Source organism: Aureimonas sp. D3 (assembly GCF_001463805.1).
Classification (GTDB): domain Bacteria; phylum Pseudomonadota; class Alphaproteobacteria; order Rhizobiales; family Rhizobiaceae; genus Aureimonas; species Aureimonas ureilytica_A.
The window spans coordinates 80,095-105,311 of sequence record NZ_BBWM01000034.1; the positions used below are offsets into that span (position 1 = coordinate 80,095).

Annotated in this window: 28 protein-coding genes; 14 read left to right on the forward strand and 14 right to left on the reverse strand. The window is 67.5% G+C overall.

All coding sequences use genetic code 11. The features are described 5' to 3' along the window. Positions 1-135: 135 nt before the first annotated feature. Together AUL36_RS09640 and acnA are read right to left on the reverse strand one after the other, a co-directional pair. Positions 136-912: a DUF1223 domain-containing protein gene (locus AUL36_RS09640; RefSeq protein WP_062220062.1), complete on the reverse strand. Its 777-nt coding sequence runs from the start codon at positions 910-912 to the stop codon at positions 136-138. A 414-nt stretch (positions 913-1,326) separates the two neighbouring features. Further along, positions 1,327-4,080 (reverse strand): aconitate hydratase AcnA, encoded by a 2,754-nt coding sequence (gene acnA / locus AUL36_RS09645; RefSeq protein ID WP_062220064.1) that lies wholly within the window; start codon positions 4,078-4,080, stop codon positions 1,327-1,329. 558 nt (positions 4,081-4,638) lie between these two features. Here acnA and ccmA point away from each other — a divergent pair. From ccmA to AUL36_RS09670, 6 genes are all read left to right on the forward strand, one after another. Next, a complete protein-coding gene (ccmA, locus tag AUL36_RS09650) occupies positions 4,639-5,328 on the forward strand; it encodes a heme ABC exporter ATP-binding protein CcmA (RefSeq protein WP_062220066.1) in 690 nt (229 codons plus the stop codon). Then, positions 5,328-5,987, forward strand: coding sequence for a heme exporter protein CcmB (gene ccmB / locus AUL36_RS09655; RefSeq protein ID WP_062220068.1), 660 nt, complete (start codon positions 5,328-5,330; stop codon positions 5,985-5,987). Before ccmA ends, ccmB begins: the two co-directional genes overlap by 1 nt. Positions 5,988-5,995: 8 nt before the next feature. Further along, positions 5,996-6,427: a GNAT family N-acetyltransferase gene (locus tag AUL36_RS09660; protein WP_062220070.1), complete on the forward strand. Its 432-nt coding sequence runs from the start codon at positions 5,996-5,998 to the stop codon at positions 6,425-6,427. Between the two features lie 130 nt (positions 6,428-6,557). Beyond that, on the forward strand, positions 6,558-7,313 hold the full coding sequence (locus AUL36_RS09665) for a heme ABC transporter permease (RefSeq protein ID WP_058599446.1): 756 nt from the start codon (positions 6,558-6,560) through the stop codon (positions 7,311-7,313). Positions 7,314-7,317: 4 nt separating this feature from the next. Then, positions 7,318-7,476, forward strand: coding sequence for a heme exporter protein CcmD (ccmD, locus tag AUL36_RS23215; RefSeq protein WP_082655743.1), 159 nt, complete (start codon positions 7,318-7,320; stop codon positions 7,474-7,476). Beyond that, the gene (locus AUL36_RS09670; protein WP_062220072.1) at positions 7,473-8,090 is read left to right on the forward strand and encodes a DsbE family thiol:disulfide interchange protein; all 618 of its coding nucleotides are present in this window, start codon (positions 7,473-7,475) and stop codon (positions 8,088-8,090) included. Before ccmD ends, AUL36_RS09670 begins: the two co-directional genes overlap by 4 nt. A 7-nt stretch (positions 8,091-8,097) precedes the next feature. Here AUL36_RS09670 and AUL36_RS24850 read toward each other — a convergent pair whose 3' ends face one another. The 3 genes from AUL36_RS24850 to ybaK form a co-directional block, all read right to left on the reverse strand. After that, positions 8,098-8,223, reverse strand: a complete 126-nt coding sequence (locus AUL36_RS24850; protein WP_280137982.1) for a hypothetical protein — start codon at positions 8,221-8,223, stop codon at positions 8,098-8,100. Next, entirely contained in the window at positions 8,220-9,440 is a 1,221-nt protein-coding gene (locus tag AUL36_RS09675) for an MFS transporter (protein ID WP_062220074.1), read from the reverse strand. The genes AUL36_RS24850 and AUL36_RS09675 overlap by 4 nt, the downstream gene beginning before the upstream one ends. 136 nt (positions 9,441-9,576) lie before the next feature. After that, positions 9,577-10,050, reverse strand: coding sequence for a Cys-tRNA(Pro) deacylase (gene ybaK, locus AUL36_RS09680; RefSeq protein ID WP_062220076.1), 474 nt, complete (start codon positions 10,048-10,050; stop codon positions 9,577-9,579). 84 nt (positions 10,051-10,134) lie between these two features. On the opposite strand from ybaK, the gene AUL36_RS09685 reads away from it, so the two are divergent. Then, complete coding sequence (locus AUL36_RS09685; RefSeq protein WP_062220156.1) at positions 10,135-10,752, forward strand: glutathione S-transferase family protein; 618 nt, start codon at positions 10,135-10,137, stop codon at positions 10,750-10,752. A gap of 182 nt (positions 10,753-10,934) precedes the next feature. After that, complete coding sequence (bla, locus tag AUL36_RS09690) at positions 10,935-11,822, forward strand: class A beta-lactamase (protein WP_062220078.1); 888 nt, start codon at positions 10,935-10,937, stop codon at positions 11,820-11,822. A 212-nt stretch (positions 11,823-12,034) separates the two neighbouring features. Here the strand turns inward: bla and AUL36_RS09695 are convergent, their stop codons facing one another. Beyond that, positions 12,035-12,418, reverse strand: coding sequence for a VOC family protein (locus tag AUL36_RS09695; protein ID WP_062220159.1), 384 nt, complete (start codon positions 12,416-12,418; stop codon positions 12,035-12,037). An 80-nt stretch (positions 12,419-12,498) separates the two neighbouring features. Here AUL36_RS09695 and AUL36_RS09700 point away from each other — a divergent pair, with 80 nt between their 5' ends. Continuing rightward, entirely contained in the window at positions 12,499-13,104 is a 606-nt protein-coding gene (locus AUL36_RS09700; protein ID WP_244497091.1) for an NUDIX hydrolase, read from the forward strand. Between the two features lie 113 nt (positions 13,105-13,217). On the opposite strand, the gene AUL36_RS09705 is transcribed toward AUL36_RS09700, so the two are convergent. From AUL36_RS09705 to AUL36_RS09740, 8 genes are all read right to left on the reverse strand, one after another. Continuing rightward, a complete protein-coding gene (locus tag AUL36_RS09705) occupies positions 13,218-14,081 on the reverse strand; it encodes a tellurite resistance TerB family protein (protein ID WP_082655751.1) in 864 nt (287 codons plus the stop codon). 84 nt (positions 14,082-14,165) lie between these two features. Beyond that, a complete protein-coding gene (locus tag AUL36_RS09710) occupies positions 14,166-14,822 on the reverse strand; it encodes a septation protein A (RefSeq protein ID WP_062220082.1) in 657 nt (218 codons plus the stop codon). 91 nt (positions 14,823-14,913) lie between these two features. Then, on the reverse strand, positions 14,914-16,326 hold the full coding sequence (gene ftsY / locus AUL36_RS09715; protein WP_062220163.1) for a signal recognition particle-docking protein FtsY: 1,413 nt from the start codon (positions 16,324-16,326) through the stop codon (positions 14,914-14,916). Between the two features lie 392 nt (positions 16,327-16,718). Beyond that, complete coding sequence (locus tag AUL36_RS09720; RefSeq protein WP_058599454.1) at positions 16,719-16,994, reverse strand: hypothetical protein; 276 nt, start codon at positions 16,992-16,994, stop codon at positions 16,719-16,721. Between the two features lie 22 nt (positions 16,995-17,016). Then, positions 17,017-18,312 (reverse strand): tRNA (N(6)-L-threonylcarbamoyladenosine(37)-C(2))-methylthiotransferase MtaB, encoded by a 1,296-nt coding sequence (mtaB, locus tag AUL36_RS09725; protein ID WP_062220083.1) that lies wholly within the window; start codon positions 18,310-18,312, stop codon positions 17,017-17,019. Further along, positions 18,309-19,202 (reverse strand): diaminopimelate epimerase, encoded by an 894-nt coding sequence (gene dapF, locus AUL36_RS09730; RefSeq protein WP_062220085.1) that lies wholly within the window; start codon positions 19,200-19,202, stop codon positions 18,309-18,311. The genes mtaB and dapF overlap by 4 nt, the downstream gene beginning before the upstream one ends. Positions 19,203-19,297: 95 nt before the next feature. Beyond that, on the reverse strand, positions 19,298-19,672 hold the full coding sequence (locus tag AUL36_RS09735) for a VOC family protein (RefSeq protein WP_062220086.1): 375 nt from the start codon (positions 19,670-19,672) through the stop codon (positions 19,298-19,300). A 69-nt stretch (positions 19,673-19,741) separates the two neighbouring features. Beyond that, positions 19,742-20,503, reverse strand: a complete 762-nt coding sequence (locus AUL36_RS09740; protein ID WP_062220087.1) for a sulfite exporter TauE/SafE family protein — start codon at positions 20,501-20,503, stop codon at positions 19,742-19,744. Positions 20,504-20,738: 235 nt separating this feature from the next. Between AUL36_RS09740 and rplS the strand changes: the two genes are divergently transcribed. The 5 genes from rplS (at position 20,739) to AUL36_RS09765 (ending at position 24,981) form a co-directional block, all read left to right on the forward strand. After that, positions 20,739-21,197 carry a 50S ribosomal protein L19 gene (gene rplS, locus AUL36_RS09745; RefSeq protein ID WP_058599459.1) on the forward strand — a complete coding sequence of 153 codons (459 nt, stop codon included), beginning with the start codon at positions 20,739-20,741 and terminating at the stop codon, positions 21,195-21,197. Between the two features lie 99 nt (positions 21,198-21,296). Then, positions 21,297-22,115 (forward strand): class I SAM-dependent methyltransferase, encoded by an 819-nt coding sequence (locus AUL36_RS09750; protein ID WP_062220089.1) that lies wholly within the window; start codon positions 21,297-21,299, stop codon positions 22,113-22,115. A gap of 72 nt (positions 22,116-22,187) precedes the next feature. After that, the gene (locus AUL36_RS09755) at positions 22,188-23,246 is read left to right on the forward strand and encodes a bile acid:sodium symporter family protein (RefSeq protein WP_062220090.1); all 1,059 of its coding nucleotides are present in this window, start codon (positions 22,188-22,190) and stop codon (positions 23,244-23,246) included. 107 nt (positions 23,247-23,353) lie between these two features. Continuing rightward, the gene (locus tag AUL36_RS09760; protein ID WP_062220092.1) at positions 23,354-24,163 is read left to right on the forward strand and encodes a transporter substrate-binding domain-containing protein; all 810 of its coding nucleotides are present in this window, start codon (positions 23,354-23,356) and stop codon (positions 24,161-24,163) included. Continuing rightward, positions 24,160-24,981 carry an amino acid ABC transporter permease gene (locus AUL36_RS09765; RefSeq protein ID WP_062220093.1) on the forward strand — a complete coding sequence of 274 codons (822 nt, stop codon included), beginning with the start codon at positions 24,160-24,162 and terminating at the stop codon, positions 24,979-24,981. Before AUL36_RS09760 ends, AUL36_RS09765 begins: the two co-directional genes overlap by 4 nt. Positions 24,982-25,217 lie beyond the last annotated feature (236 nt).

Genomic DNA, 25,217 nt, shown 5'->3' on the forward strand with positions numbered 1-25,217 from the left:
GGGATACAGGGTCGGGCCAATCGTCCGAGGCTGCTGCGCCTTCTTTGTCAGCCGCTGTCGCCGTCCCTGTGGGGCGTCCCGCGGCAGCGGAACATCCCACGCCAACCTGTCGCGATTTGATCGTCCGGCAGACTCTCAGAAGGGCAGCGCCGCCGCTGCCAGAATCGGCCCCGGCCGGTCGTCCCGGTCCATCGTCTGGAGCAGCGCGACGCAGCCGCCCGGCTGCGTGTCGGGGTCGGCGATGAGGCCGAGCGGCATATCCACCGCGAGCCGGCCGTCGGCTCCGAGCAGGCCGACCGCGCGCCAGTCGCGCACCGCATGCGTGTTCAGGAGTTGGCGTCCCTCGTTTTCGCCGCGCGCGACCTCGGTGCGCGTGGTCTTGGCATAGGTCGCCAGAATCAGCGCCGGGGGCCTTGCGCCCTCCGGCAGCGCGCCGGCTTCGACGCGTAGGTGCAGGGTCTCGCCCCGAAGGCGCATCTCGATGCGGGGCGAGCCGTCCGCGCCGGCCAGCGGAGCCTTGGCCGTCGCAGCCTCGATCGCCGCCGCATCGAAGCCGGCCACCACCGCCTTGCCGTTGACGATGGCCTGGGGCGTCGTCAGCCCGCCGAGCCGCAGCGCCTTCGAATAACTCTTCTGGCGCTCGGCATTGCGGCGCGAGCCGAGCGGGTCTTCCCAGCCGATATAGTCCCAGTAGTCCACGTGATAGGCGAGGGCGACCACGTCGGGCCGCGCGGCGAGTTCCGCCAGAACCGCGTCGGCCTTCACGCATTCGCTGCATCCCTGGCTCGTGAAAAGCTCCACGATGCCGCGCACATTCTGGCTCGACGCTTCGTCTCCGCTCTCGTCGGCATGGGCGAGGCCGAGCGGCAGGACGGCGGCAAGGAGCAGGACGAACAGGGTCGGCGGGCTCATGGATCGGCATCTCCTTGGCTCCGGGATGGCCCGAAGAGAGATGGGACCATGGCGGGATAACCCCACGGAAGGCGAGCCTTGCGTCGTTCAATTGAGGGTGAGCCGGGCGCGAGGCGAGGCACATGAAAACGCCGCCGCCCTTGCGAGGAGGGCGGCGGCGCGAAAGACAAGCGAACCAGCCCGGAGGCCGGCTCGCGAGATCGTGTGAACGGCTCGAGCCTTCAGGCCGAACTGGCGTTGGCCCTCGAAACTCATGCCTAGCCCTCGAGAGAGGGTGCCGCCGAAGCGCGGAGGCTTCGGCGGGGATGGTTCCTGGAGCGCTTCCGTCGAACAAAGGTTCGCCAGAAAGGCTCCAGGTTTTTGTTTCCGCATTGTCCGGGCGCGAAAGCCGACTCGGCTTTCGCTGGAAATGCTTTAGGCCGCCAGCTGGCGCAGCACGTAGTGCAGGATGCCGCCGTTCTTGAAGTATTCCAGCTCGTCCAGCGTATCGATGCGGCAGAGCAGCGGAACCTTGACCACTTCGCCATTGGCGCGGGTGATCGTGGCTTCCATGGTCTGGCGCGGCTTGACCTCGGTCAGGCCTTCGATCGTCACCGTTTCCTCGCCTGTGAGGCCGAGCGACTGCCAGCTCGTGCCTTCCTGGAAGACGAAGGGCACGACGCCCATGCCCACCAGGTTGGAGCGGTGGATGCGCTCGAAGCTCTGCGCGATCACGGCGCGAACGCCCAGAAGCACGGTGCCCTTGGCCGCCCAGTCGCGCGAGGAGCCGGTGCCGTATTCCTTGCCGGCGAAGATCACCAGCGGAACCTCTTCCTGCTGATACTTCATCGCCGCGTCGTAGATCGCCAGCTGCTCACCGGAGGGGAAGTGCTTGGTGATGCCGCCTTCCACGCCCGGAACCATCTGGTTCTTGATGCGGATATTGGCGAAGGTGCCGCGCATCATGACTTCGTGGTTGCCGCGACGCGCGCCATAGGAGTTGAAGTCCACCGGGCGCACCTGATGCGAGACGAGATACTCGCCCGCCGGGCCGTTCTTCTTGATCGAACCGGCCGGCGAGATGTGGTCGGTCGTGATCGAGTCGAGGAAGAGCGACAGGATGCGCGCGCCCTTGATGTCGGTGACGGGCTTGGGCGTCATCGACATGCCCTCGAAATAGGGCGGGTTCTGCACATAGGTCGAACGGTCGTCCCACTCGTAGGTGAGGCCGCCCGAGACGTCGATCTTCTGCCAGTTCGGGTCGCCCTTGAAGACGTCCGAATAGCGGCTCTCGAACAGGTCGCGCGTCACCGTCTTGCGGACGATCTCGGAGACTTCCTGCGTGGTCGGCCAGATGTCCTTGAGGAAGACGTCCTTGCCGTTCTGGTCCTGGCCGAGCGGGTCCTTGGTGATGTCCACGAACATCGAACCGGCAATGGCGTAGGCGACGACGAGCGGGGGCGAGGCGAGATAGTTCGCGCGCACGTCCGGGTTCACGCGGCCTTCGAAGTTGCGGTTGCCCGAGAGCACCGAGCAGGCCACGAGGTCGTTCTTGTTGATGGCCTCCGAGATCGCTTCGGGAAGCGGGCCGGAATTGCCGATGCAGGTCGTGCAGCCATAGCCGACGAGGTTGAAGCCCATCGCGTCGAGATCGGTCTGGAGACCGGCCTTTTCGAGATATTCGGTGACGACCTGGGAGCCGGGGGCCAGCGAGGTCTTCACCCAGGGCTTCACCTTGAGGCCGAGCGCGTGCGCCTTGCGGGCGACGAGGCCGGCGGCGACCAGCACGTTCGGGTTCGACGTGTTGGTGCAGGAGGTGATGGCCGCGATCACGACGTCGCCGTCGGCGATGCCATGGTCCGCGCCCTCGACGGCGTGGCGAGCGGTCTCGGGCGTCTGGCCGGGGGCCGTCGCGCCTTCGTCCATGAAGCGCGAGTCACCGGTGGATTCCGGCAGCTCGTTCTTCTTGCGGCCGCCCTGAAGCTCGGCGAGCGCGGTGCGGAACTTCGGCGCGGCCTCGGTGAGGGCGACGCGGTCCTGCGGGCGCTTGGGGCCGGCGAGCGAGGGAACGACGGTGGACAGATCGAGCGACAGCGTGTCGGTGAAGACGGGCTCTTCCGACGAGGCGTCGAAATACATGCCTTGCGCCTTGGCATAGGCTTCCACCAGCGCAATGCGGTGCTTGTCGCGGCCGGTCGCTTCCAGATAGGCGATCGTGTCCTTGTCGACCGGGAAGAAGCCACAGGTCGCGCCGTATTCCGGGGCCATGTTGGCGATGGTCGCCTGGTCTTCCAGCGTGAGGTTGGCAAGGCCGGGTCCGTAGAATTCCACGAACTTGCCGACGACGCCCTTCTTGCGCAGCATCTCGGTGACGGTGAGCACGAGATCGGTCGCGGTCGTGCCCTCGGGCAGCTTGCCGTCGATGCGGAAGCCGATGACCTCGGGGATCAGCATGGAGATCGGCTGGCCGAGCATGGCCGCTTCCGCCTCGATGCCGCCGACGCCCCAGCCCAGAACCGCGAGGCCGTTGACCATCGTGGTGTGCGAGTCGGTGCCGACCAGCGTGTCGGGATAGGCGATCGTCTCGCCGTTCTCGTCCTTGGTCCAGACGGTCTGCGCCAGATATTCGAGGTTCACCTGATGGCAGATGCCGGTGCCGGGAGGCACGACGCGGAAGTTCTGGAAGGCGCCCGAGCCCCAACGCAGGAAGGTGTAGCGCTCACCATTCCGGTCGTACTCGACCTCGACGTTCTTCTCGAACGAATCGGGCTGGCCGAAATAGTCCACCATCACCGAGTGGTCGATCACGAGATCGACGGGGACGAGCGGATTGATCTTCTGGGGGTCGGCGCCGAGATTGGCGGTCGCGTCGCGCATGGCGGCGAGATCGACGACGGCCGGAACGCCCGTGAAGTCCTGCATCAGGACGCGGGCCGGGCGATAGGCGATCTCATGGCCGGCCGAGCCCTTGTCGTTCAGCCAGTTGACCACGGCGCGGATGTCGTCGGCCAGAACCGTGCGGCCGTCTTCGTTGCGCAGGAGGTTCTCGAGAATGACCTTCATCGAGTAGGGCAGGCGCGAAGCGCCCGACAGGCCGTTCTTTTCGGCCTCTTTCAGGTCGAAATAGACATAGGGCTTCCCGTCGACCGTCAGGGTCTTGCGGCTTTTGAAGCTATCGGGGTGGGACATAGGGTTCTCGTTCCTTCTCGAACCAAAAAATGTCCGAAAGGCGAACGACCGCGGCACGCGGCGAAGCGCGCCTTGGAAAATGCGGGTGCGACCATTTCCGCCCGTCCGCCTCAGTCCTCGCCGGGGAGGCGGGGCACGTGAGATCGGCGCTATGTGATCCACGCCGGTCGCTGGAGTGGGTGAGCGCCTTATAGGCAAGTTTGTAATTGCTATAAAGGGCCTTCTCGCATTCGCGCGCACCCATTCGGGGGAGCGCTCCTGCCTCACGCCATCTTCATTCGCCTTGCCTGGACAGCCTGACGGAGCCTTGAGGGGGCGGTGTCCGGGCCTCTCTCACCGCGCCGTCTCGCCGATGCTCGTCCCATGCCGGTGGCATGGGTGACATTCGTCGCGTCGCTGCGGCGAAAGATTCGCCAGTGTTCCACCCTGAGGTTCTGTCAGACCTTCGGGACGTTGGTCGCTCCGCCTTGCCGCTTGCCTTTCGGGTCCCGCCTCTCCACAACGAAGCCTTGGGATTGGAGCCCTTATAGCGTTCCAAAGTTGAGGAGTGGTTCCGGCGTGGCGGGCAGGCTCGTGATCAGAGGGCTGGCTTGCGGCCGGGGCGGGCGGCTGATCGTGCCGCCGCTCGATCTGACTCTATCGACCGGCGAAGCGGTTCTGGTAACGGGCGAGAACGGCGCGGGCAAATCGACCCTGCTGCGCACGCTGGCTGGCCTTCTGCCGCCGCTCGCCGGAGGTGTGCGCGTCGAGGACTTGCCCGCCGCCGACGGCGAGCCGGCCCGAAGCCTCGCCGACATCGCCCACTATATCGGCCATCGCAACGCGCTGAAGGGCGCGCGCCGCGTTGGGGCGGAACTCGCCTTCTGGGCACGCTTTCTGGAGGGCGCGGGCGGCCTCTCACCCGAAGCCGCGCTCGCCGAACTGGGCCTGCCGGAAGGCGTGGCCCGGCTGCGCTGCGCCGATCTTTCGGCGGGACAAGCGCGGCGCGCAGCGCTCGCCCGGCTTCTGGTCGCCCATCGCCCGCTCTGGCTTCTGGACGAGCCGACCAATGCGCTGGACGCCGCGACGCAGACGCGCTTCGCCGCGCTCTGCCGGCACCATCTCTCAAACGGGGGCATGATTCTCGCCGCCACGCACCAGCCTGTCGATCTCGGGTCGTCGGCCCGCACGCTTGTTCTGGAGCCGCAGCCGGCGGGCCTGGCGCTTGCCGATTCGGGCGAGGACGAGGGCTGGGAGGCGATCGGCTGATGCTGGCTCTGTTTCGACGCGATCTCGCGCTGCTCCTGTCCGGCTCGGGGGGCGGCGCGCCGGGCGTCGTGTTCTTTCTGGCTGTCGTCGCCGTCATCCCCTTCGGCGTCGGCCCCGACCTCCAGCTTCTCTCGCGCATCGGCCCGGCCTTTCTGTGGATCGGCGCGCTGCTCTCCACGCTCCTGTCGCTCGACCGGCTGTTTCAGGCCGACCGGGACGACGGCACGCTCGACCTGCTCCTCACCGGCCCCTTGCCGCTGCCGCTCGTGGTGCTCGCCAAATGTGCCGCGCTCTGGGTCGCAAGCTGCCTGCCGCTGGTGATCGCCGCGCCGCTGCTGGGCCTCCTTCTGGCGCTGGAGCCGCTGGCGTTGGGGGCCAGCGCGCTGACGCTGCTGGTCGGCACGCCGGCGCTCGTTCTGATCGGCGCGGTCGGCGCGGCAGTGGCCGCCGCCCTGCCGCGCGGCGGCGTTCTCGTCTCGGTGCTGACCCTGCCGCTCGCGATCCCGATTCTCATCTTCGGCGTCGCTGCCACCAGCGGGGCCGTGAACGATCTCGCCCCCTTTCGCGCGCCCTTCCTGATCCTTCTGGCGCTGACGCTGCTGTACGGCGTCCTCGGCCCCTTCGCCGCCGCCCTCGCGCTTCGCCAATCCAGCGATTGAGACGTCCCATGCCCCGCTTCGATCCCGCGCTCTATTCCTTTCACGCCGAGACGCCCGACAGCGAAACCTATCGCCGCCTACGCGCCGTCTCGGGCCTCAGCCCCAAGAGCGAGGAAGCTGCGCGGCGCGGCTTGCCGAACACGCTCCATGCCGTCATCGCGCGCTTCGAGGGACGCACCGTCGCCATGGGCCGCGTCGTGGGCGATGGCGGGGCCTTCTTTCAGATCGTGGACATGGCGGTGGAGCCCGCCCATCAGGGGCAGGGGATCGGCAAGGCGATCTTCGCCGCGCTGGTGGATTGGCTGCGCGAAACCGCACCCGACAGCGCGCGAGTCAGTCTGACTGCCGGTGGTGATGCCCGCCATCTCTATGCCCAGTTCGGCTTCGAGCCCGTCATGCCGGAGGCGATCGGCATGGCGCTGATGATCCGGCGAGGCTGACGGCTGGTCGCGCTCAGCCATGCGATGGCTGGGGCGGGTCGCCGTCCATGAGCCGTTTCGTCAATTCGTCCGCGCCTCGTGCGACGCCGAGCCAATTCCGCTCGCGCTGGAAATGCTCTAGAACGGCGGCATGAGCGATCTCGCCGCCCGTCCCTCGCGCTTTGCGCTTCTGGCCAACCCGACGCGGTTTCTGGACCTGTCGGGCCGTCTCCAGCCCTGGCTCTATGCCCTGGCGCTGGCGCTTCTGGCGGTCGGCCTCGGCCTCGGCCTCGCTGCCCCGGAGGATTACCAGCAGGGCGCGACGGTTCGCATCCTCTTCATCCATGTGCCCTTCGCCTGGATCGCGATGATGGGCTGGACGGTCATGTCGGCCTCCGCGCTCGGCCTTCTCGTCTGGCGCCATCCGATCGCGGAGGTCTCGATCCGCGCCGCCGCGCCCATCGGTGCGGTCTTCACCTTTCTGTGTCTCTTCACCGGCTCGGTCTGGGGTCGGCCCATGTGGGGCACGTGGTGGGTCTGGGATGCGCGGCTCACCTCGGTCTTCGTGCTCTTCCTCATGTATCTTGGGCTGATCGCGCTCACCCGCGCCTTCGAGGAGCCGCAGCGGGCCGGGCGCATGGCCTCGGTCTTCGTCTTGGTCGGCTTTCTCCTGATCCCGGTGATCAAGTTCTCGGTGGACTGGTGGTCGACGCTGCACCAGCCGGCCAGCGTCCTGCGCCTCGGCGGCTCGACGCTGGACGATGCCTATCTCTATCCCCTCCTGATCTCGGCCGCCGGCTTCACCACGCTCTTCTTCGCGCTGCATCTCACCGCCATGCGCACGGAAATTCGCCGTCGTCGCCTGCGCAACATGGAGCGGCGCCGGATGGGTCTGGCGGAGGGCTGACATCATGCAATCCAGCTATTTCGGCTTCATCGCCGCCGCCTATGGCATGGCGGCTTTCGCGCTCGGTGCGCTCGCGCTCTGGACCTTTGTCGACGCGCGTTCCGTGTCGCGCCGCCTGAAGGCGCTGGAGGGCGAGCGCGGCGCGCGCCGCTCATCACGATGAGCGAAATGTCGGCCACCCCGCCGCGCCGCCGCCGTCCGCTTCTGGTCGCCCTGCCGCTCGTCGTCTTCGGCGGGCTCGCCGCGCTGTTTCTGACGCAACTCGTGTCGGGCCATGATCCGAGCCAGCTTCCCTCCGCCCTGATCGGGCAGAAGGCTCCCGTCACCAGCCTGCCGCCGCTCGCGGGCCTGCAAGGGTCGGATGGTGCGCCCGTGCCTGGTCTCACCGTTTCGCCGGATGGCGACGGCGCACCGCGCCTCGTCAATGTCTTCGCCTCCTGGTGCGGCCCCTGCCGGCAGGAGCATCCGCTGCTTATGGCGCTGGCGAACGACCCGGCCGTGCGCGCGGCGGGCCTGCGGATCGAGGGGCTGAACTACAAGGACAAGCCGGATCAGGCGCTCGGCTTCCTCACCTCGCTCGGCAATCCTTACGCGCGCGTCGGCGCGGACGAGCGCGGCACGGCGGCGATCGACTGGGGCGTTTACGGCGTGCCCGAGACATTCCTTGTGGCGGGCGACGGGCGCATTCTCTGGAAGCAGACCGGCCCGCTCGACGTCAAAGCCATCCGTGAGGGGCTGTTACCCGCGCTCGCGAAGTCAGGCTCACCCGCGCCCTGAACGGGCACTAAAGGCAGAAGCCGAACAGCATCAGCCCCGCCAGGCGCGGCCCCTCGCTGAGCCAAAGCAGAGCGCCGAGGCCGGACAGGAGCGCCAGTCCGGCGGGGAACAGAAACTCGGCCCGCGCCTTCATGCCGGCGCGCCCTCCGGGGTGAGCTTCGCGTCCCGGATCGGAAGATTGGCCACGCCCGCCAGAAGCGCTAAGGCGACCGAAATCGTCCAGGCCGCGTCGTAGCTTCCCGTCCAGGCGAAGACGAGGCCCGCTCCCCAGGCCCCGAAGAACGCGCCGATCTGGTGGCTCATGAAGACGATGCCGAACAGGGTCGAAAGGTAGCGCACGCCGAAGATCTGGCCGACGAGCCCGCTCGTCAGCGGCACTGTGCCGAGCCAGAGAAAGCCCATGGCGCAGGCGAAGATCGTGACCGAAAGCGGCGTGAAGGGCACCGCGAGAAACAGCGCGATCACCAAGGCACGGCCGAAATAGAGCGCCGCCAGCACATATTTCTTGCGCAGCCGGTCGGCCGAGAGGCCGAAGACATAGGAGCCGAGAATATTGAACAGGCCGATCAGCGCCAGCGCCCGCGCGCCGACCGAGGGGTCGATCGCCTGATCGGCCAGAAAGGCCGGCAGATGCGTCGCGACGAAGGCGACGTGAAAGCCGCAGACGAAGAAGCCGACATTCAGGAGCCAATAGCCGGGATGACGCGCGGCAAGCCGCAGGGCCGCGCCGAGGCTTTCGCTCTGGGCCGCGCCCGCGCTGGGAGCCGTCTGGGGGCGCCCGGCAATGCCGATCGCCAGAAACACCATGAGCGAGGCGAGGGCCGCGGCGAAGAGAAGCGCGCCGCGCCAGCCGAAGGCCTCGACGGCCATCTGCGTGACCGGCACCAGAAGGAACTGCCCGACCGAGCCGCCCGCCGTCACGATGCCGAAGGCCATGCCGCGCCGCTCGGCCGGCACGAAGCGCCCGACCGCGCCGAGCACGACCACGAAGGTGACGCCCGTCATGGCAAAGCCCACGAGAACGCCGAGCGACAGGTCGAGCGCCAGGGCGCTCGCCGCCGTGGAGGCGAGAACGAGACCCAGCGCATAGAGAAGCCCGCCGACGGCCGCGACCCGCCCCGCGCCGTGCCGATCTGCCAGCGCGCCGACAAAGGGCTGGCCGAGACCCAGAACGAGATTCTGCAGCGCGATGGCGAGGCCGAACGCCTCGCGCCCGACGCCGATCTCCAGCTCGACGGGGCGGAGCAGAAGGCCGAAGCCCTGCCGCAGGCCCATGGCGATGGTGACGATCGTCGCCCCGCAGAGAAGCGCGATCCAGGGATTGCGAAGGGAGGCGGGGGATGGGGTCATCTGCGGCTCGCGAACAGGTGTCTGACAGGCGTAGCGCAAATGCCGCGCGCTGCCGAGCCCTGATTCGTCAGTCGAGCTTTCGAATTCGGTGCGGCCAGCTATCTGTCTGATCGGTACGCGCCTCGACCGGCCCCGCTCAGGCGATCAGGGGTGCAGCCTTGGCGCCGAGCACATCGCAGATCGCCTGCGGGGCGAGATGGATCTGCAAGCCGCGCTGGCCGCCATTGACGAAGACCTGTGCGTGCCGCAGCGCCTGCTCTTCGATCACCACCGGCACCCGCTTCTTCTGGCCGAAGGGGCTGATGCCGCCGACCACGTAGCCTGTCACCCGCTCGGCCTCGGCAGGCGGCATCATCTGCGCCGACTTGCCGCCCACGGCGCTGGCGAGGCGCTTCATCGAAACCTCCCGGTCGGAGGGCACGACCACGCAGACCGGCTTGCCGTCCACCAGCGTCATCAGGGTCTTCAGGACGAGATCGGGCGAAACGCCGATCGCTTCGGCCGCCTGCAACCCGATATGCTGGGCGTGTGGGTCGTAGGCGTATTCTTGCGTGGTGAAGGCGACGCCCGCTTGCGTCAGGGCCAGCGTGGCGCGTGTCGACTTGGACAAAGCTCGGCCTCATTCGTGGAGATGGTTCGGCGTGTCGCCCGTTCGGCCTATGCCTTCCGGGTGGAAAACGAAACGGGGTTCGCCATGAAAATCTGGGGTCGCAACAATTCCACCAATGTCCGCAAGGTTCTCTGGTGCGCGGCGGAACTCGGGCTTACCTACGAGCACATTCCGGCGGGCGGCGCGTTCGGGCAGGTCCAGTCTCCGGCCTATCTCGCCTTGAACCCGAACGGCCTCGTGCCCTGCCTGGAAGACGAGGGGCTGGTTCTCTGGGAATCCAACGCGATCGTGCGCTATCTCGCCCGCCAATACGGGGCCGCGCCCTTCGCGCCCGGCGACCCGCGCGCCTTTGCCGTCGCCGACAAATGGATGGACTGGACCTCGCTCTCCTTCGCCGGTCCCTTCCGCGATCTGTTCTGGAACCTCGTTCGCGTCGCGCCAGATCAGCGGGACGACGCCGCGATGGAGCGAGGGGCGCACCAGTGCGCGGAGTTGATGCGCCGAGCCGACGCGGCCCTGCAAGGCTCGCCCTACCTGTCCGGCCCCGATTTCGGCATCGGCGACATCCCGCTCGGCTGCATCGCCTATGCCTGGTTCTCGCTCCCGATCGAGCGTCCGCGCTTGGCGGCGCTCGAAGCCTGGTATGAGCGAATCGCGGCCCGGCCGGCCTTTCGCACGGGCGTCATGACCGGGATTTCCTGAGAGCGAACCGCTTCGATCGAGAGATTTTCCGCTCTTTCGCCCAGCCGGGGCTTGCGGCAAAGGGGTAAGCCGTCGCAAGAGGCTGGCATCCATAAGGCGGGCGAACGATCTTGCGAATCGAGACTATCCGCCATTTTTCCTCGCGCTCCCAAGCGCCGACGCCTGAACCGGAGCCTCGCGCCATGTCTCACGCCCTGACCCGCCGCCGCTTTGCCGCTCTCGCCGGCGCAGGGTTGGCGCTTGGACTTACCGGCCTGACCTCCAGGCCCGCCCGCGCCGAAGCGGATTTGGACGCGCTCTGGGCCGAGATCGAAAACCGCTTCTCGGCCCGGCTCGGCGCCTTCGTCTGGGATATGGAAACGGATCGGCGCTGGGCGCGGCGTGCGGACGAGCGCTTTCCGCTGTGCTCGACCTTCAAGCTCGTGGCCGCCGCCGGCCTCCTGGCTCGCGTGGATGCCGGCCAGGAAAACCTGTCGCGACGTGTGGTGATCGCAAAATCCGATCTCGTGACCTATTCGCCCGAGACCGAAAAGCATGTCGGCGGCGAAGGCATGACGCTCAGCTCCATCGCCGAGGCGGCGCTGTCGCAGAGCGACAACACGGCCGGCAATGTGCTGATCGACCTTCTGGGCGGGCCGGAGGGCGTGACCCGGACGGCGCGCGGCTTCGGCGACGAGAGCTTCCGGCTCGACCGGCGCGAAACCGCGCTGAACGAGGCGAAGCCTGGCGACCCCAGGGACACGACCAGCCCGGCGGCCATGACGAAGACGCTCCACGCGCTTCTCTTCGGCGAGGCGCTGAAACCGGACTCGCGCCGCCAGCTGGCGGACTGGATGGTCGCGAACCGGACGGGCGACGCCAAGCTGCGCGCCGGCCTGCCGAAAGACTGGCGCGTCGGAGACAAGACGGGCGGCGGCGATTTCGGCACGATGAACGATGTCGCCGTGATCTGGCCGCCGGCGGGAAAGCCGATCCTCGTCAGTTTGTATCTGACGGAAACGAAGGCCAGTTTCGACGCGCGCAACGCGGCCTTCGCCGAGGTCGGCCGCGCGCTGGCCATGCTTCGCTGAAGACGGCGGGCGGCTTCGGGGCAGCCCCAAGGCCGCCCCATAGGCCGGCCTTAGAGCCGGGGACAGAACCCTGCGGCGGAAAGCCGGCGAGGGACTTGCGTTCCCGGCGAGGCGCCGAGCGCAGACGATGCAGCGCATCGGTGAGCATCGGCAACGATGATCGGGGGCGCAAGGACCCGGCGGATCGACCCGCAGGGTTTTGGCCCCGGCTCTTAGCCGTTGAAGACCACGGCGATCTTGTTGCCGCAGGGATCGCGCAGATAGGCGGCGTACCAGTCCGGCCCATATTGCGGGCGCAGGCCCGGCGCGCCTTCGTCCGTGCCGCCCTGCGCCATTCCAGCGGCGTAGAAGGCGTCCACTTCGGCTTGCGAGGCGGCGGGAAAGCCGACCATCGCGCCGTTTCCGGCGCTGGCCGGCGCGCCGTCGAAAGGTTTCACGACCCAGACCGAGAAGCCTTCGCCCGTGCCGCCTTGAGAGTAGCCGCGCCCGCCCGCGAAGCTCGCATGGCTGCTCCAGCCGATCGCCGCCAGAACCGCATCGTAAAAGGCAAAGGACGGCTCGACCGGCGACGCGCCGATCGTGACATAGGGATGCATCGCCATGGTTGGGGCTCCGTTGGACCAGAGCCGAAGCGTAAAAGGGCGAACTGGTGCCGAGCATGACGCAAGGGAAGCCCATGGCCAAATGCGCGGTGGCCTCCATCTTGCCTCGCATGAGTGATCTTACCCCTGCCTTCTCCCTTCGCATTCCCGAGGACGATGCTCTTGCGCGGCGGGTCTGCGATCATTGCGGCTTCGTCGCCTATGAAAACCCGAAGATCGTCGTCGGCTCGGTCGTGCGGTTCGAAGATCGCATCCTCCTGTGCCGCCGCGGCATAGAACCGGGGCGAGGGCGCTGGACGATTCCGGCCGGCTATCTCGAACTAAACGAGACGCCCGATGCCGGCGCGGCGCGCGAGGCTTTCGAGGAGGCCGGGGCGCGGATCGACATTTCGCGGCTTCTGGCGGTCTATTCCGTGCCCCGCATCAGCCAGGTGCAACTGATCTACCGCGCACGCCTCCTCGACCCTGCCATCCTGGCCGGCCCGGAAAGTCTGGAGGTCAAGCTGGTGCACCCGGACGACATCCCCTGGGACGACCTTGCCTTTCCCACCGTCCATTGGGCGCTGCGCCATGATGCGGAGGCGGAAGCGGGCGCGCCGCCGGTGCCTTTCGGCAATCCGGCCGGCGAAGCCGGAGACCGCCTGCCGGATGGAACGCCGGTGGGCGAGGACGCGCTGTAGCGGGGCGCAAACTTTCGGGCCGATCCGCCCGGTTTTTCAATGGAGGCGGCGCCGAGTCGCCGGAGACGGCTCGGCGCTGTTTCACGTGAAACGTTAAGGAAGACCGAATCCGATCAGTCCCGCGCCTCTTCCGTCGTGCGACGAATTTCCGAGACGAGTTCGGACGGCAGCTGAAGACGGGCGGCGAGAAGGTCGAGATAGGCGCGCTCGGCTGGCTGGTCCGGGTCGATGGCGAGGAGTGACGCGGTGTAGAGTTCGACCGCCACCTCCTGCGTCGTCGCATGGCGCACCAGCTCGTCCACCGAGAGCGGACGGCGGATTTCGTCCATCAGCAGGCCCTTTTCCTCGGCGTCGAGGTCGAGATCCTCGATCCGCCCGAAGATGCGGCGCTCTTCGTTGGCGTCGAGCGTGCCGTCCGCTTTGGCCGCCGCGATCATCGCCGACAGGAGAAGCTTGGCGCGATGCTCGGCGTCCGAGCCGGCGGGGTGGAAGTTCGGGTCGCTCACCTCGGGAATGTCGCTGGCGGCAATGGGACGGATCGGGCCGGGCTGCGAGGGCGCGAGACTTGGCTGGTTCTGTGCCTGCCAATTGGTCCAGGCCTTGTAGCCAAGGCCGGCGATCAGGGCGAGGCCGCCGAGCTTTACGGCCTGTCCGCCGAAGCCCTTCATGCTCTTCCCGCCGCCCCGGCGCAGAAGCTGCGAGACGAGACCGCCCGCCAGTGCGCCGCCGATGGCCTTGCCGGCGAGCGAGCCACTGCCCGAGCGCCCGCCCGACAGGACGCTGGCGGCGAGATCCCCGATGCCGCCGCCCAAGCGCGCGCCGGTCCCGCCGAGCGCGCCGCCGAGCAACTTGCCGAGCCCGTCCTGAAGCGTTTCGCCCGTGGAGGCGCGGCCGGTGCCGGATGGGAAGGGATTGCGCGTTCCGGCGCCGCGTCCCGTGCCGAGGAACTGGTCGAGAAGTTTCTGCGCGTCGATCATTCCATGGGCCTCCGGATCAGGGATCAGAAGGCCCATTTGGGAAGTGCGAGGCGCGCGGCCAAGCGGCCGGCCCTCGCGATGCGATCACGGTTTCTTTTCGAAGAGCGGCTCCAGCGCATGGCGCTTGAGCAGAGGAAACTGCATCAGCATGAAGATCATGGTGATGGGCATGGTGCCCCAGACCTTGAACGCCACCCAGAAATCGGTCGAGAAGCAGCGCCAGACGACCTCGTTGAGGATGGCGAGGAAGACGAAGAACAGGCCCCAGCGCAGCGTCAGCTTGCGCCAGCCCTCGTTGTCGAGCTTGAAGGCCTGATCGAAGACATAGCCGAGCAGCGGCTTGCCGAAGGCGAGGCCCCCGAGCAGCACGGCGGCGAAGAGCGCGTTGACGATGGTCGGCTTCATCTTGATGAAGACGTCGTCCTGCAGCCAGAGCGTCAGCGAGCCGAAGATCAGCACCACCGCGCCGGACACGATCGGCATGATCGGCAGGGTGCGCACCAGCACCCAGGAGGCAATGAGCGCCGCAACGGTCGCGGCCATGAACAGGGCGGTGGCCACGAAGAGCGGCCCGCCGAGTTCGCCCAAAGCCGGAAAGGCGCGGACGATCGCCTCGCCCCGATTGTTGGCGAAGAAGAAGACGACAAGCGGCCCGAGTTCGAGCGCGAACTTGACGAGCGGGTTCATCTCGCGCCGGCCCGGCGTGTTCGGGGCCTTTTCGATGATCGGATCGGAGGACATGGACGGGTTTCCCTTTCGGGGATGGTGTCGGGCGGCGAGGCGGCGAAATTCAGGCGATGAGGTCTTCAGACGGTTTGAGCGCGGCCGAGTTTCAAACCGTGCCGGCGCGGCCGGCGATGGCATCGGCGAAATCGCGCGCCTTGAAGGGTTCGAGATCGTCCACGCCTTCGCCGACGCCCACGAAGAAGACCGGCAGCTTATGCTTGGCGGCGATGGCGACCAGAATGCCGCCGCGCGCCGTACCGTCTAGCTTGGTCATGACGAGGCCGTTGACGCCCGCCACGTTGCGGAAAATCTCGACCTGATTGAGCGCGTTCTGACCCGTGGTTGCGTCCAGCGTCTGGAGCACGGTGTGCGGCGAGTCGGGGTCGCGCTTCTGGAGAACGCGCACGATCTTGGCGAGCTCGTCCATCAGCTCGGCGCGGTTCTGGAGACGGCCGGCCGTATCGATGATCAGAACGTCCGACCCGTTGGCGACCGCCTCGTCATAGGCCTCGAAGGCGAGGCCCGCCGCATCGGCGCCGATCTGCCGGGCGACGACGGTGGAGCCGGTGCGCTCGCCCCAGATCTTCAACTGCTCCACGGCTGCGGCGCGGAACGTGTCGCCCGCGCCGAGCGTCACCTTCAAACCGCCGCGCGTGAGCTTGGCGGCGAGCTTGCCGATGGTCGTGGTCTTGCCCGTGCCGTTGACGCCGACCACGAGAATAACGTGCGGCTTTACTTCGAGGTCGAGTTCCAAGGGCTTTGCGACAGGCGCCAGCGCGCGCTCCACCTCGTCGGCCAGGATCTGGCGCACGGCCTCGCCCGAGATTTCCTTGCCGAAGCGACCATCGGATAGGCGATCCGTAATGCGCATCGCCGTCTCGACGCCGAGATCGGCCTGGATCAGCACGTCCTCGAATTCCTGAAGCGTTTCTTCGTCCAGCTTGCGCTTGGTAAAGAGCGCGGTGATCTGGCCGGACAGTTGGTTGGAGGAGCGAGCGAGTCCCTCGCGCAGACGCTGGAAGAAGGGTTTGCGCGGTTCGCTTGCGGCGGCGGCCTCTGCCCTCTGACGCTCGCGCAGCGCCCAGCCTTCGCCATCGGTCGGCTGGCGCAGAGGGGAAAGCGGTGGCGCAACGAGGCCCGGCAACGCACCGGCCGCCGCTGCCATGGCGACATCGGCGCGGTCCGGCGCGTCGGAGCCGAGCGCGGAGGAAATCGCCGTCTCGCTGGGCTCTTCGGGCGGCAGCGGCGCGTCGAGCCAGGCGAACTCGTCGCGCTCGCTCGTGTCTTCGGCGACTATGGCCGAGATGGGCGCGGCATCATGGATCGGCTCGGCCGGATCGACGGGCAGGCGCGCCTCGGCAAGGCTGCCGCCATCGCCCGCGACGATCGCGGCTTCCGCCGGGGCGAGGGGCGTTTCGGAGGCGGGTGCATCGTTGGCTTCGTCTTCCGCCGGCTCGGGCGCGTCCAGCCAGGAGAAGTCGGCCTCCGGCTCGGCCTCGGGTGGGCGGGCCTCGTCCAGGAAGGCGAGGTCGTCGCTCTTGTCCTCAGCGCGGGGCTCAGGTTCGACAGGGGCGGCAAAGTCGGCTTCCACCGGCGTCGGCGTGGGAGCCAATGCGACGGGTTCGTCGGTCGGCCGTGTGGCCAGTGCGACGGAATCCTGCGTTAGGGGCGCGCGCGATTCGGGCGCGCGCTCTTGTTCGACGGGCCAGACAGTCGGGGCGGGCTCGACGTGCACGGCTTCTGCGGAGGAAGCGTCCACCGGCGCGGGGCTCGGAGCCCGCGAGACGGGCTCGTCGGCGGGCGCAAAGGGGCGCTCGAAACTCTCATCCACCTGCGGGCCGCGCGTCTCGGGCGCGATCCCCGCGTCAGGGGCGAGGAGAACCGGCGCGGGTTGCGCCGGCTCCGGCTCAATTACGGAGTTTTTTTTTCAGCCGCGACGCCATCCGCGTCTTCGCCGCTCTTCAGGGGGATGATGCCGCCTTCGTCCGGCGTCTGGACGGAGGCTCCGGCCTCGGTGTCGGTGTCGGTCGATGCGGCGGCGGGCTGGTGAATCTCGGGCGCGCTGGAATCGGGCCGAGCGGCCGTCGTGTCCTGCGTGCGCGCAAGGCCGCCTTCGTGCTGCGTGCGGTCCTCTTCCTTCGCTCCGAAGGAAAAGAGGCGGCGGAAAAAGCCCTTGTTCTCGGCCATGGCGGTCTGATCCGATCGAATGTCAGGCCGCCGCGCGGGCAGCCGAGGAGGGGACGGCGAGCAGGCGCTCGCCTGTCTCGCCCGTAATGGTAGCGTTCACGATCTCGCCGGGGAGGCCGCTGTGCAGTTCGGTCACGGTAAAGTCTTCCGTCCGACCCAGTCCCTCGCGCTCGATCAGCACCTTGGCCGTGCGCCCGACGGAGCGCTGGAGGTGCTGGCGATAGGCCGCGTCCCCGCTCGCGCGAAGCCGGGCGGCCCGCTCCTTGCCCACCGCTTTGGGAAGCTGGGGCATGCGCGCGGCGGGTGTTCCCTCGCGCGGCGAAAACGGGAAGACGTGGAGATGCGTCAGGCCGCAATCCTCCACGAGACGGAGCGTGTTCTCGAACATCTCGTCGGTCTCGGTCGGGAAACCGGCGATCAGATCGGCCCCGAACACGATGTCGGGGCGGGCCTGGCGCAACTCGGCGCAGAAGCGGATCGAATCCTCGCGCGCATGGCGGCGCTTCATGCGCTTCAGGATCATGTTGTCGCCGGCTTGGAGCGACAGATGGAGATGGGGCATGACGCGCGGCTCGGAGCCGATGGCCTCCACCAAGGCTTCGTCCGCTTCCACCGAATCGATCGAGGACAGGCGTAGGCGCTGGAGATCGGGCACATGGCGCAGGAGGCTTTGCACCAGCGCGCCGAGGCGGGGGCTGCCCGGCAGGTCCGCGCCCCAACTCGTCATGTCGACGCCCGACAGCACCACTTCGCCATAGCCGTTGCCGACGAGGCGCTTCACCTGTTCCACCGCCGCGCCCATGGGAACGGAGCGCGAATTGCCTCGCCCATAGGGGATGATGCAGAAGGTGCAGCGATGGTCGCAGCCGTTCTGCACCTGCACGATGGCGCGCGCGCGGCCCTCGATGGCGTCCACCATGTGGCCGGCCGTCTCGCGCACGCTCATGATGTCGTTGACGCGGATTTTCTCGGACGCCGCCACGCCGAAATCGGGCAGGGCGCGATAGCTCTCCGCCCGCAGCTTTTCCTCGTTGCCGATCACGGCGTCCACTTCCGCCATGGCGGCGAAGGTCGCGCCTTGCGTCTGCGCGGCGCAGCCGGTGACGACGATGCGCGCATTGGGATTGTCGCGCCGGGCGCGGCGCACGCTCTGGCGCGCCTGCCGCACGGCTTCCGCCGTGACGGCGCAGGTGTTGATGATGATGGCGGTCTGTCCGTCCGCGCCGAGCCCAGCCGCGCCGGCCTCGCGCTTCATGACTTCCGCCTCGAACGTGTTGAGCCGGCAGCCGAAGGAAATGACTTCGATCCCGCCGCTCATGACGCGGTCTCCAAGGCCGCCTCGTCGCGCGAAAAGGCGCCCGTCTCGGGGTCGAGCGTGCCGGACCATTCCCACTCGGCCGGCCCGGTCATCAAGACATGGTCATCGTCCCGCCATTCGATCAGAAGCTCTCCGCCGGCGGGCACTGTGATCGTGACGCTGCGTCCGGTGCGCCCGGTGCGCGCGGCCGAGACGGCGGCGGCGCAGGCGGCCGAGCCGCAAGCCTTGGTGAGGCCGACGCCGCGCTCCCAGGTGCGCAGGTCCAGGCTCGCCTTCGACGTCACGCGGGCAAGCGAGATATTGGCGCGCTCGGGAAAGAGCGGATGATGTTCGAGGATCGGCCCGAAGCGATCCAACTGATAGGACCAGACATCCTCCGACACCCAGAAGATCGCATGGGGATTGCCCATGGAGGCGACCGAAGGCGAATGGAGGATCGGCGCGTCGATCGGCCCGATCTGAAGTTCGATGGCGCGCGTGTCGGCGAATTCTTCCGACAGCGGGATCGCCTGCCAGTCGAAGCGCGGCTTGCCCATGTCCACCGTCAGAAGCCCGTCCTCGCGTTCGGAGGCTTCCAGAAGCCCGGCGCGCGTTTCGAACACGAAGTCGCGCTCGCCCGTTTCGGCGCTGAGCGCCTGCACCACGCAGCGTGTGCCGTTGCCGCAGGCGCCCGATTCCGAACCATCGGAATTGATGATGCGGATATAGGCAGACGTTCCGGGCGTGACGGAATCGTGGATCGCCATGATCTGGTCGAAATGCGTCTCGGCCCGCGCCGCCAGCGCGCGGGCGGCGTCCGGCGTGATCCGCTTTGTCTGGCCGCGCAGATCCGCCACGAGAATCTCGTTGCCGAGCCCGTTCATGCGGGCAAAGGGAATCGCGTGGGCCATGGCGTTTGAAACCGAAACGGGGGCGGAATTCCCGCCTATATGGCAAGAACGCCCCCGCAATGCTACCCGCCCCGCCGTTTCGGGGCGTTCGGCGCTTACATCTCCTCGTGCAGCGCATAGACGCGCAGCCGGTGCCCGTCCGGGTCGAGCGCCACGAAGGAGCGGCCGAACTCGAGATCGACGGGGGCCAGCGCGATCCGCGCGCCCTTGGCCTGCCATTCGGCATGGGCTGCATCCACCGCGGCATCGTCCGCCAGCTTGAAGCCGATCTCGCAGCCGCCGGGCGCCACATCGGGAGCGGGTTGGACGCCCTCGCGCTTCCAGAGCCCGATCATTATGCCCTCGCTGAGTGGCAGAAGGGCGAAGCCGGGGCTTTGCTCCACCGGCGCACGGCCGAGGATCGACTGGTAGAAAGCGGCGCTCCGGGCGGGGTCGGTGACATAGAGAAGGATATTGGATGCGGTGAGCATGGGCTCGTCCTCGTTGGGGTGACGAGGCGAGCTTTAGGGGGCGTGAGTGTCAGCTTCTGTCAGCAGTCTTCAGCCGGCATTGCGGTGGAAGTAATAAGCCGCGAGCGCGAGGCCGACCGCGATCACGACGCCGCGCACCACGCCCTGCGGCAGACGCCGCGCCGCCCAGACACCGCTCCAGCCGCCCAGCGCCACGCCCGGCGCCATGAGCGCGGCGTGAAGCCATGCCACGACGCCGCCCGACACGAAGACGGCGATGGCGACGATGGCGATCACGGTCGCCAGCATGTTCTTCAAAGCGTTTAGCCGGTGGTAGTCGCCGCTTTCCGTCAGGCCGAGCGTCGCCAGCATCATGATGCCCATGCCCGCGCCGAAGAACCCGCCATAGATCGCGGTGAAGAACTGGAGAAAGGGGCTGGCGAGGCTGCGCCCTCGGCTGGCGTCCTCCTGATGGGCGCGCTTGGGGGTCAGCCAGGGGCCGGCGGCAAAGAGCGCGGTGGCCGCGACGAGCAGCCAGGGCACGAGACTTTGGAATTGCGGATTGTCGAGCGAGAGAAGAATCAGCGCCCCGCCGAGCGAGCCGAGCACCGAGACGAGCGCGAGCACCAGCGCGCCGCGCCACATGCGCTTGATGTCGCTCCAATAGGCCAGCGTCGAGGTGACATAGCCCGGAAACTGGACGATCGAGGAAGTCGCATTGGCCGAGATGGGCGAGATGCCACCGAGTGTCATGGCGCCGAAGGTGAGGAACGTGCCGCCCCCCGCCACCGCGTTGATCGCGCCCGCGAAGAAGCCGGACAGAAAGAGAAGCACGGCTTCGAGAAGGGACATGGCAACCGGATCGAACAGGCGGGACGTGGCGCGAACTTAGGCAAGGCGATGTGGCGCGGAAAGAGGCGAAGAAACGCAAAGCGAGACCAGGCGCGCCGCGCGACAAAATGGTGACGCCCGTCTCGACAAGCGGGCGCATGGCGTGTATAGGCCGCCTCGTTTTCCTCAGAAAAACTTGACCGTTCCGACGGCCATGACCGGGCAACCGGCATGTAACGAAGATGAGGCTATCGCCATGAATATCATCGCTGAACTGGACGCCCAAGAGGCCGCCCGCATCGCCGCCATCCGCACGCTTCCGGCCTTCTCGCCGGGCGACACGCTGCGCGTCAACGTGCGCGTCACGGAAGGCACCCGTACCCGCGTGCAGGCCTATGAAGGCGTGTGCATCGCGCGTTCGGGCGCAGGCTTCCAGGAGAGCTTCACCGTCCGCAAGATCTCCTACGGCGAAGGCGTCGAGCGCGTGTTCCCGGTCTACTCCCCGCAGCTGGAGTCGGTCGAAGTCGTGCGCCGTGGCCGCGTTCGTCGCGCTAAGCTCTACTACCTGCGTGATCGTCGCGGTAAGTCGGCCCGTATCGTCGAGGCCACCAACGTTCGCGCTCGCAAGCTGAACGACGACGCCCGCGCGGTGGCCGCCGAAGAGCGCGCCGCGAAGGAAGCCGCGAAGACGGCCGCCAAGAACGCTGCCGAATAATCGGGTCCGCTCCCGAATCGAGTTTTGAGAAAGGGCGGCCTTCGAGCCGCCCTTTCGCGTTTCGAGCCTATCTTGCCGCTTTGAACCTCGGAGGCTGTTATGGACGAGCATCTCGCGGCCAATCTGGCCAACTGGAACGAGCGCGCGCGGCTCCACGCCAGCGACACGACCGGCTCCTACCGGATCGCGCAGGTTCTCTCCGGCGGTTCCTCGCTTCACGCGATCGAAGCCGGTGAGATCGGCGATCTGGCTGGGCTCGATGTCGTGCATCTGCAATGCCATATCGGGCTCGACACCCTGTCGCTGAAGCATCTGGGGGCGCGGTCCGTCACCGGGCTCGACTTCTCGCCCGACGCGCTGGCCGCCGCGCGGGACTTCGCGGCGCGCGCGGGAACGGACGCCCGCTTCGTCGAAGCCTCCCTCTATGACGCGCCAGAAGCGCTCGGCTCGCAGTATGATCTGGCCTTCGTCACCTGGGGCGCGATCAACTGGCTGCCGGACATCGCGGCCTGGGCCAAGGTCGTGGCCGATGTCCTGCGCCCCGGCGGGCGGCTTTATCTTCTGGAAGGGCACCCCGTTCTCAACCAGTGCGAATGGCGCGACGGGCAACCGGTCCTCACCTACGACCACCGCACGCCCACCGCCCAGCCGCTCGTCTTCGACGAGACGCAGACCTATACGGGCGATGCCCGGCCACTGACGCAGACGCGCAATTACGAGTGGATTCATGCGCTGAGCGACATCGTGAACGCGCTGATCGGCGCGGGTCTGCGGCTCGATTTCCTGCGCGAGCACGATCAGATCGCCTGGCGCGCCTTTCCCGATATGATCGAGACCGGCGTCGATCTGTTCTCCCTGCCGCTTGGCGTGCCGCGCCTTCCCATGAGCTTTTCGATCGGAGCGACCAAGCCGCTCTGATCTTCCCCCAAGCGCCGGCTGACCTCCATCGGGCCGGCGCATTCACCGCAGACCGACGAGGATGCGCGTCTCATGAGTTTCACCAGCCGCCTTCGGGCCATTCCCGTCGATCGATTCCTTTTGATGCTGATCGCGACCGTCGGTATCGCCGCCATCTTGCCGGCGCGGGGCGAGGTGGCGGAAGCCTTTGACTGGATCACCTACGGCGCCATCGCGCTTCTGTTCTTTCTGTATGGCGCGCGCCTGTCGCCGCAGGCCGTCTGGGCGGGCCTCCTGCATTGGCGTCTGCAAGGCCTCGTGTTTCTTTCGACCTTCGCACTGTTTCCCATCGTCGGGCTGCTCGTCGCGCCGCTGGCGGACCGCGTCATCCCGGGCGAACTGGCGCTCGGTCTTCTCTACCTCACACTTCTGCCCTCCACGGTGCAGTCCTCCATCGCCTTCACATCGATCGCGGGCGGCAACGTGCCGGCGGCGCTGACCAGCGCTTCTGTGTCGAACATGCTGGGCGTCATCGTCACGCCCGTTCTCGTGCTTCTGCTGGCGAGCGGCAGCGGCGACGGGGCCTTTTCCTTCGACGCCATCGAAAAGATCGCGCTTCAGATCCTCGCGCCCTTCGTCGCCGGCCAGATCGTCCGGCCGCTGATCGGCGGCTGGCTGGCGCGCCACAAGCCGGTGACGGTCGTGGTGGATCGCGGCTCGATTCTTCTCGTCGTCTATGCCGCCTTCTCGGAGGGGGTCGTCGCCGGTGTCTGGTCGAGCCTCGACTGGCAGGATCTCGCGATCGTCGTGCTGTTCGATATCGCGATCCTTGCCGTCTCGCTGTCGGTCACGACGCTCGCGGCCCGCAAGCTCGGCTTCAATCGCGAAGACGAGATCGCCATCGTCTTCTGCGGCTCCAAGAAGAGCATGGCGACCGGCATTCCGATGGCCGGCATTCTGTTTGCCGGGCACGCCATGGCGCTCGTCGTCCTGCCGCTGATGTTGTTCCACCAGATCCAGCTCTTCGCCTGCGCCGCGCTGGCGCAGCGCTACGCCCGGCAGACCAAGGCCGTGCCGACGCCCAGCGTCAAAGAGGCTGCCGCCGAGGAGCGAGACAGCGTGGACAAAGCCGCCGCCACGACCAATCCTTGAGAGACAGGCTTTCTCTCTCAAAGCCCTGCCGCGAACGCTTCGTTCTTGGCAGGGCTGCCTCTGCCATGACACTTTCCCCGAGCCCGACCATCGCGGAACCCCAGCCCATGATCCCCCGCCGCCTGTTCCTCGCCGCCGCTGCCCTGGCCCTCGCGCTGCCAGCCGCCACCGCATTTGCGCAAGGCGCGGCGCTGCCGAACCTCAAGGGCCGCGAGATCGTGGTGGTGACGGAGAATGCCTATCCGCCGCTGCAATATCTCGACCCCGCCAGCGGGCAGGCGGTGGGCTGGGAATATGACGCGATGAACGAGATCGCCCACCGGCTGAACGCCAAGGTCCGCTACGAGAACGCCTCTTGGGACGCGATGATCACGGCCGTCTCCGCCGGCCAGTACGATATCGGCATGACCGGCATCACCATTCGCGAGGATCGCAAGGAGAAGGTCGATTTCTCCGATCCCTACATGCTCTCGCAAATGGTCATGATCGTGCGCGCCGACGAAAACCGATTCTCGGACGCCGCCTCCTTCAAGGCGATGGACAAGGGGCTGGTGGGTTCGCAGGCGGGCACGACGCCCTTCTACACCGCCGTTTACGAGGTACTGGACGGCAACGAACAGAACCCGCGCGTCAAGCTGTTCGAGACCTTCGGCGCGCAGATCCAAGCGCTGCGCGCGGGGGATGTCGATCTCGTCTTGAGCGATCTGGCCGGCGGTCAGGCCTCCGTCGCCGCGTCCAACGGCGCGCTCAAGATCGTCGGGGAGCCGCTCGGCAAGGACGAGTTCGGCTTCATCTTCCCCAAGGGCTCCGATCTCGTCGCGCCCGTCAACGCCGCCATTGCCGCGCTCAAAAGCGATGGCACGCTCGATGCCCTCACGCAGAAATGGTTCGTGGACGCCAAGCTCGGCCAGCCGTGAGCCGCTTGCCCCCGCGCGGCGGTTTGCGCAGCCGGCTCGCCGCGCCGGATTTTCCCTGGTGGCTCGTCGCCCTGGCCGTGCTCGCTCTCGCCGCAGCCCTCGTCATCGCGGCCGAGGCCGGGCTGAGGCAGACCCTCGCGATCCTCGCCACGGGTCTCCTGACCACCGTCGAAGTCACCGCGCTGGCCTTTGCTGGCGCGCTCGGGCTCGGCTTTCTCGTGGCGCTGGCGGGGCGCTCGCGCCGTCGGTTGCCTCGCAATCTCGCGCGCCTCTATGTCGAGATCGTGCGCGGCGTACCCGTGCTCGTACTCCTGTTCTGGATCGCCTTTGCCGGCGTTCCCGGCACGGTCGCCGCCTGGAACTGGCTGGTGACACCCCTACGCGAGGCCGGCCTTCTCTCCGAACTCCTCGTGCGCGACGTCTCGCTGCTGATGCGCGGCGTTCTCGCCCTCGTCATCGCCTATTCCGCCTTTATCGCCGAAATCATCCGCGCCGGTCTCGAATCCGTTCCTAGGGGCCAGACCGAAGCCGCCGAAGCCTTGGGCCTTTCGCCTTTCCAGCGCCTGCGCCTCGTCGTTCTGCCGCAGGCGATCCGCACCGTTCTGCCCCCGCTCGGCAACGATCTGGTTTCCATGGTCAAGGACTCCTCGCTCGTCTCCGTGCTCGGCGTCGCCGACATCACCCAGATGGGCAAGGTCTATGCCTCCGGCTCCTTCCGCTTCTTCGAAACCTATTCCGTCGTCGCCTATCTCTACCTCCTTATGACTGTCTCCCTCTCGCTCGCCGCCCGCGCGCTGGAGCGCCGCTTGCGGCGGTGACGGAAAGGCAGGGGCGCTGCCCCCGCACCCCCGGCAGGGGAAATGATTTCTCCTGCACCCCTCGTTCGTTTGGCTCGTGTCCGAGATCGAGGTGGGCCAGTGGCCCGCCCCGATCTCGGAAAAGTCGCAAATGAAAGGAAGGGTTCGGGAAGTCCTTCCCGAGCGGGGATCGGGGCGGCAGCCCCGCCTTTGCCTCACCCGCGCAACAGGCATTGCGCAGCCGGGCGGGTGGGCGT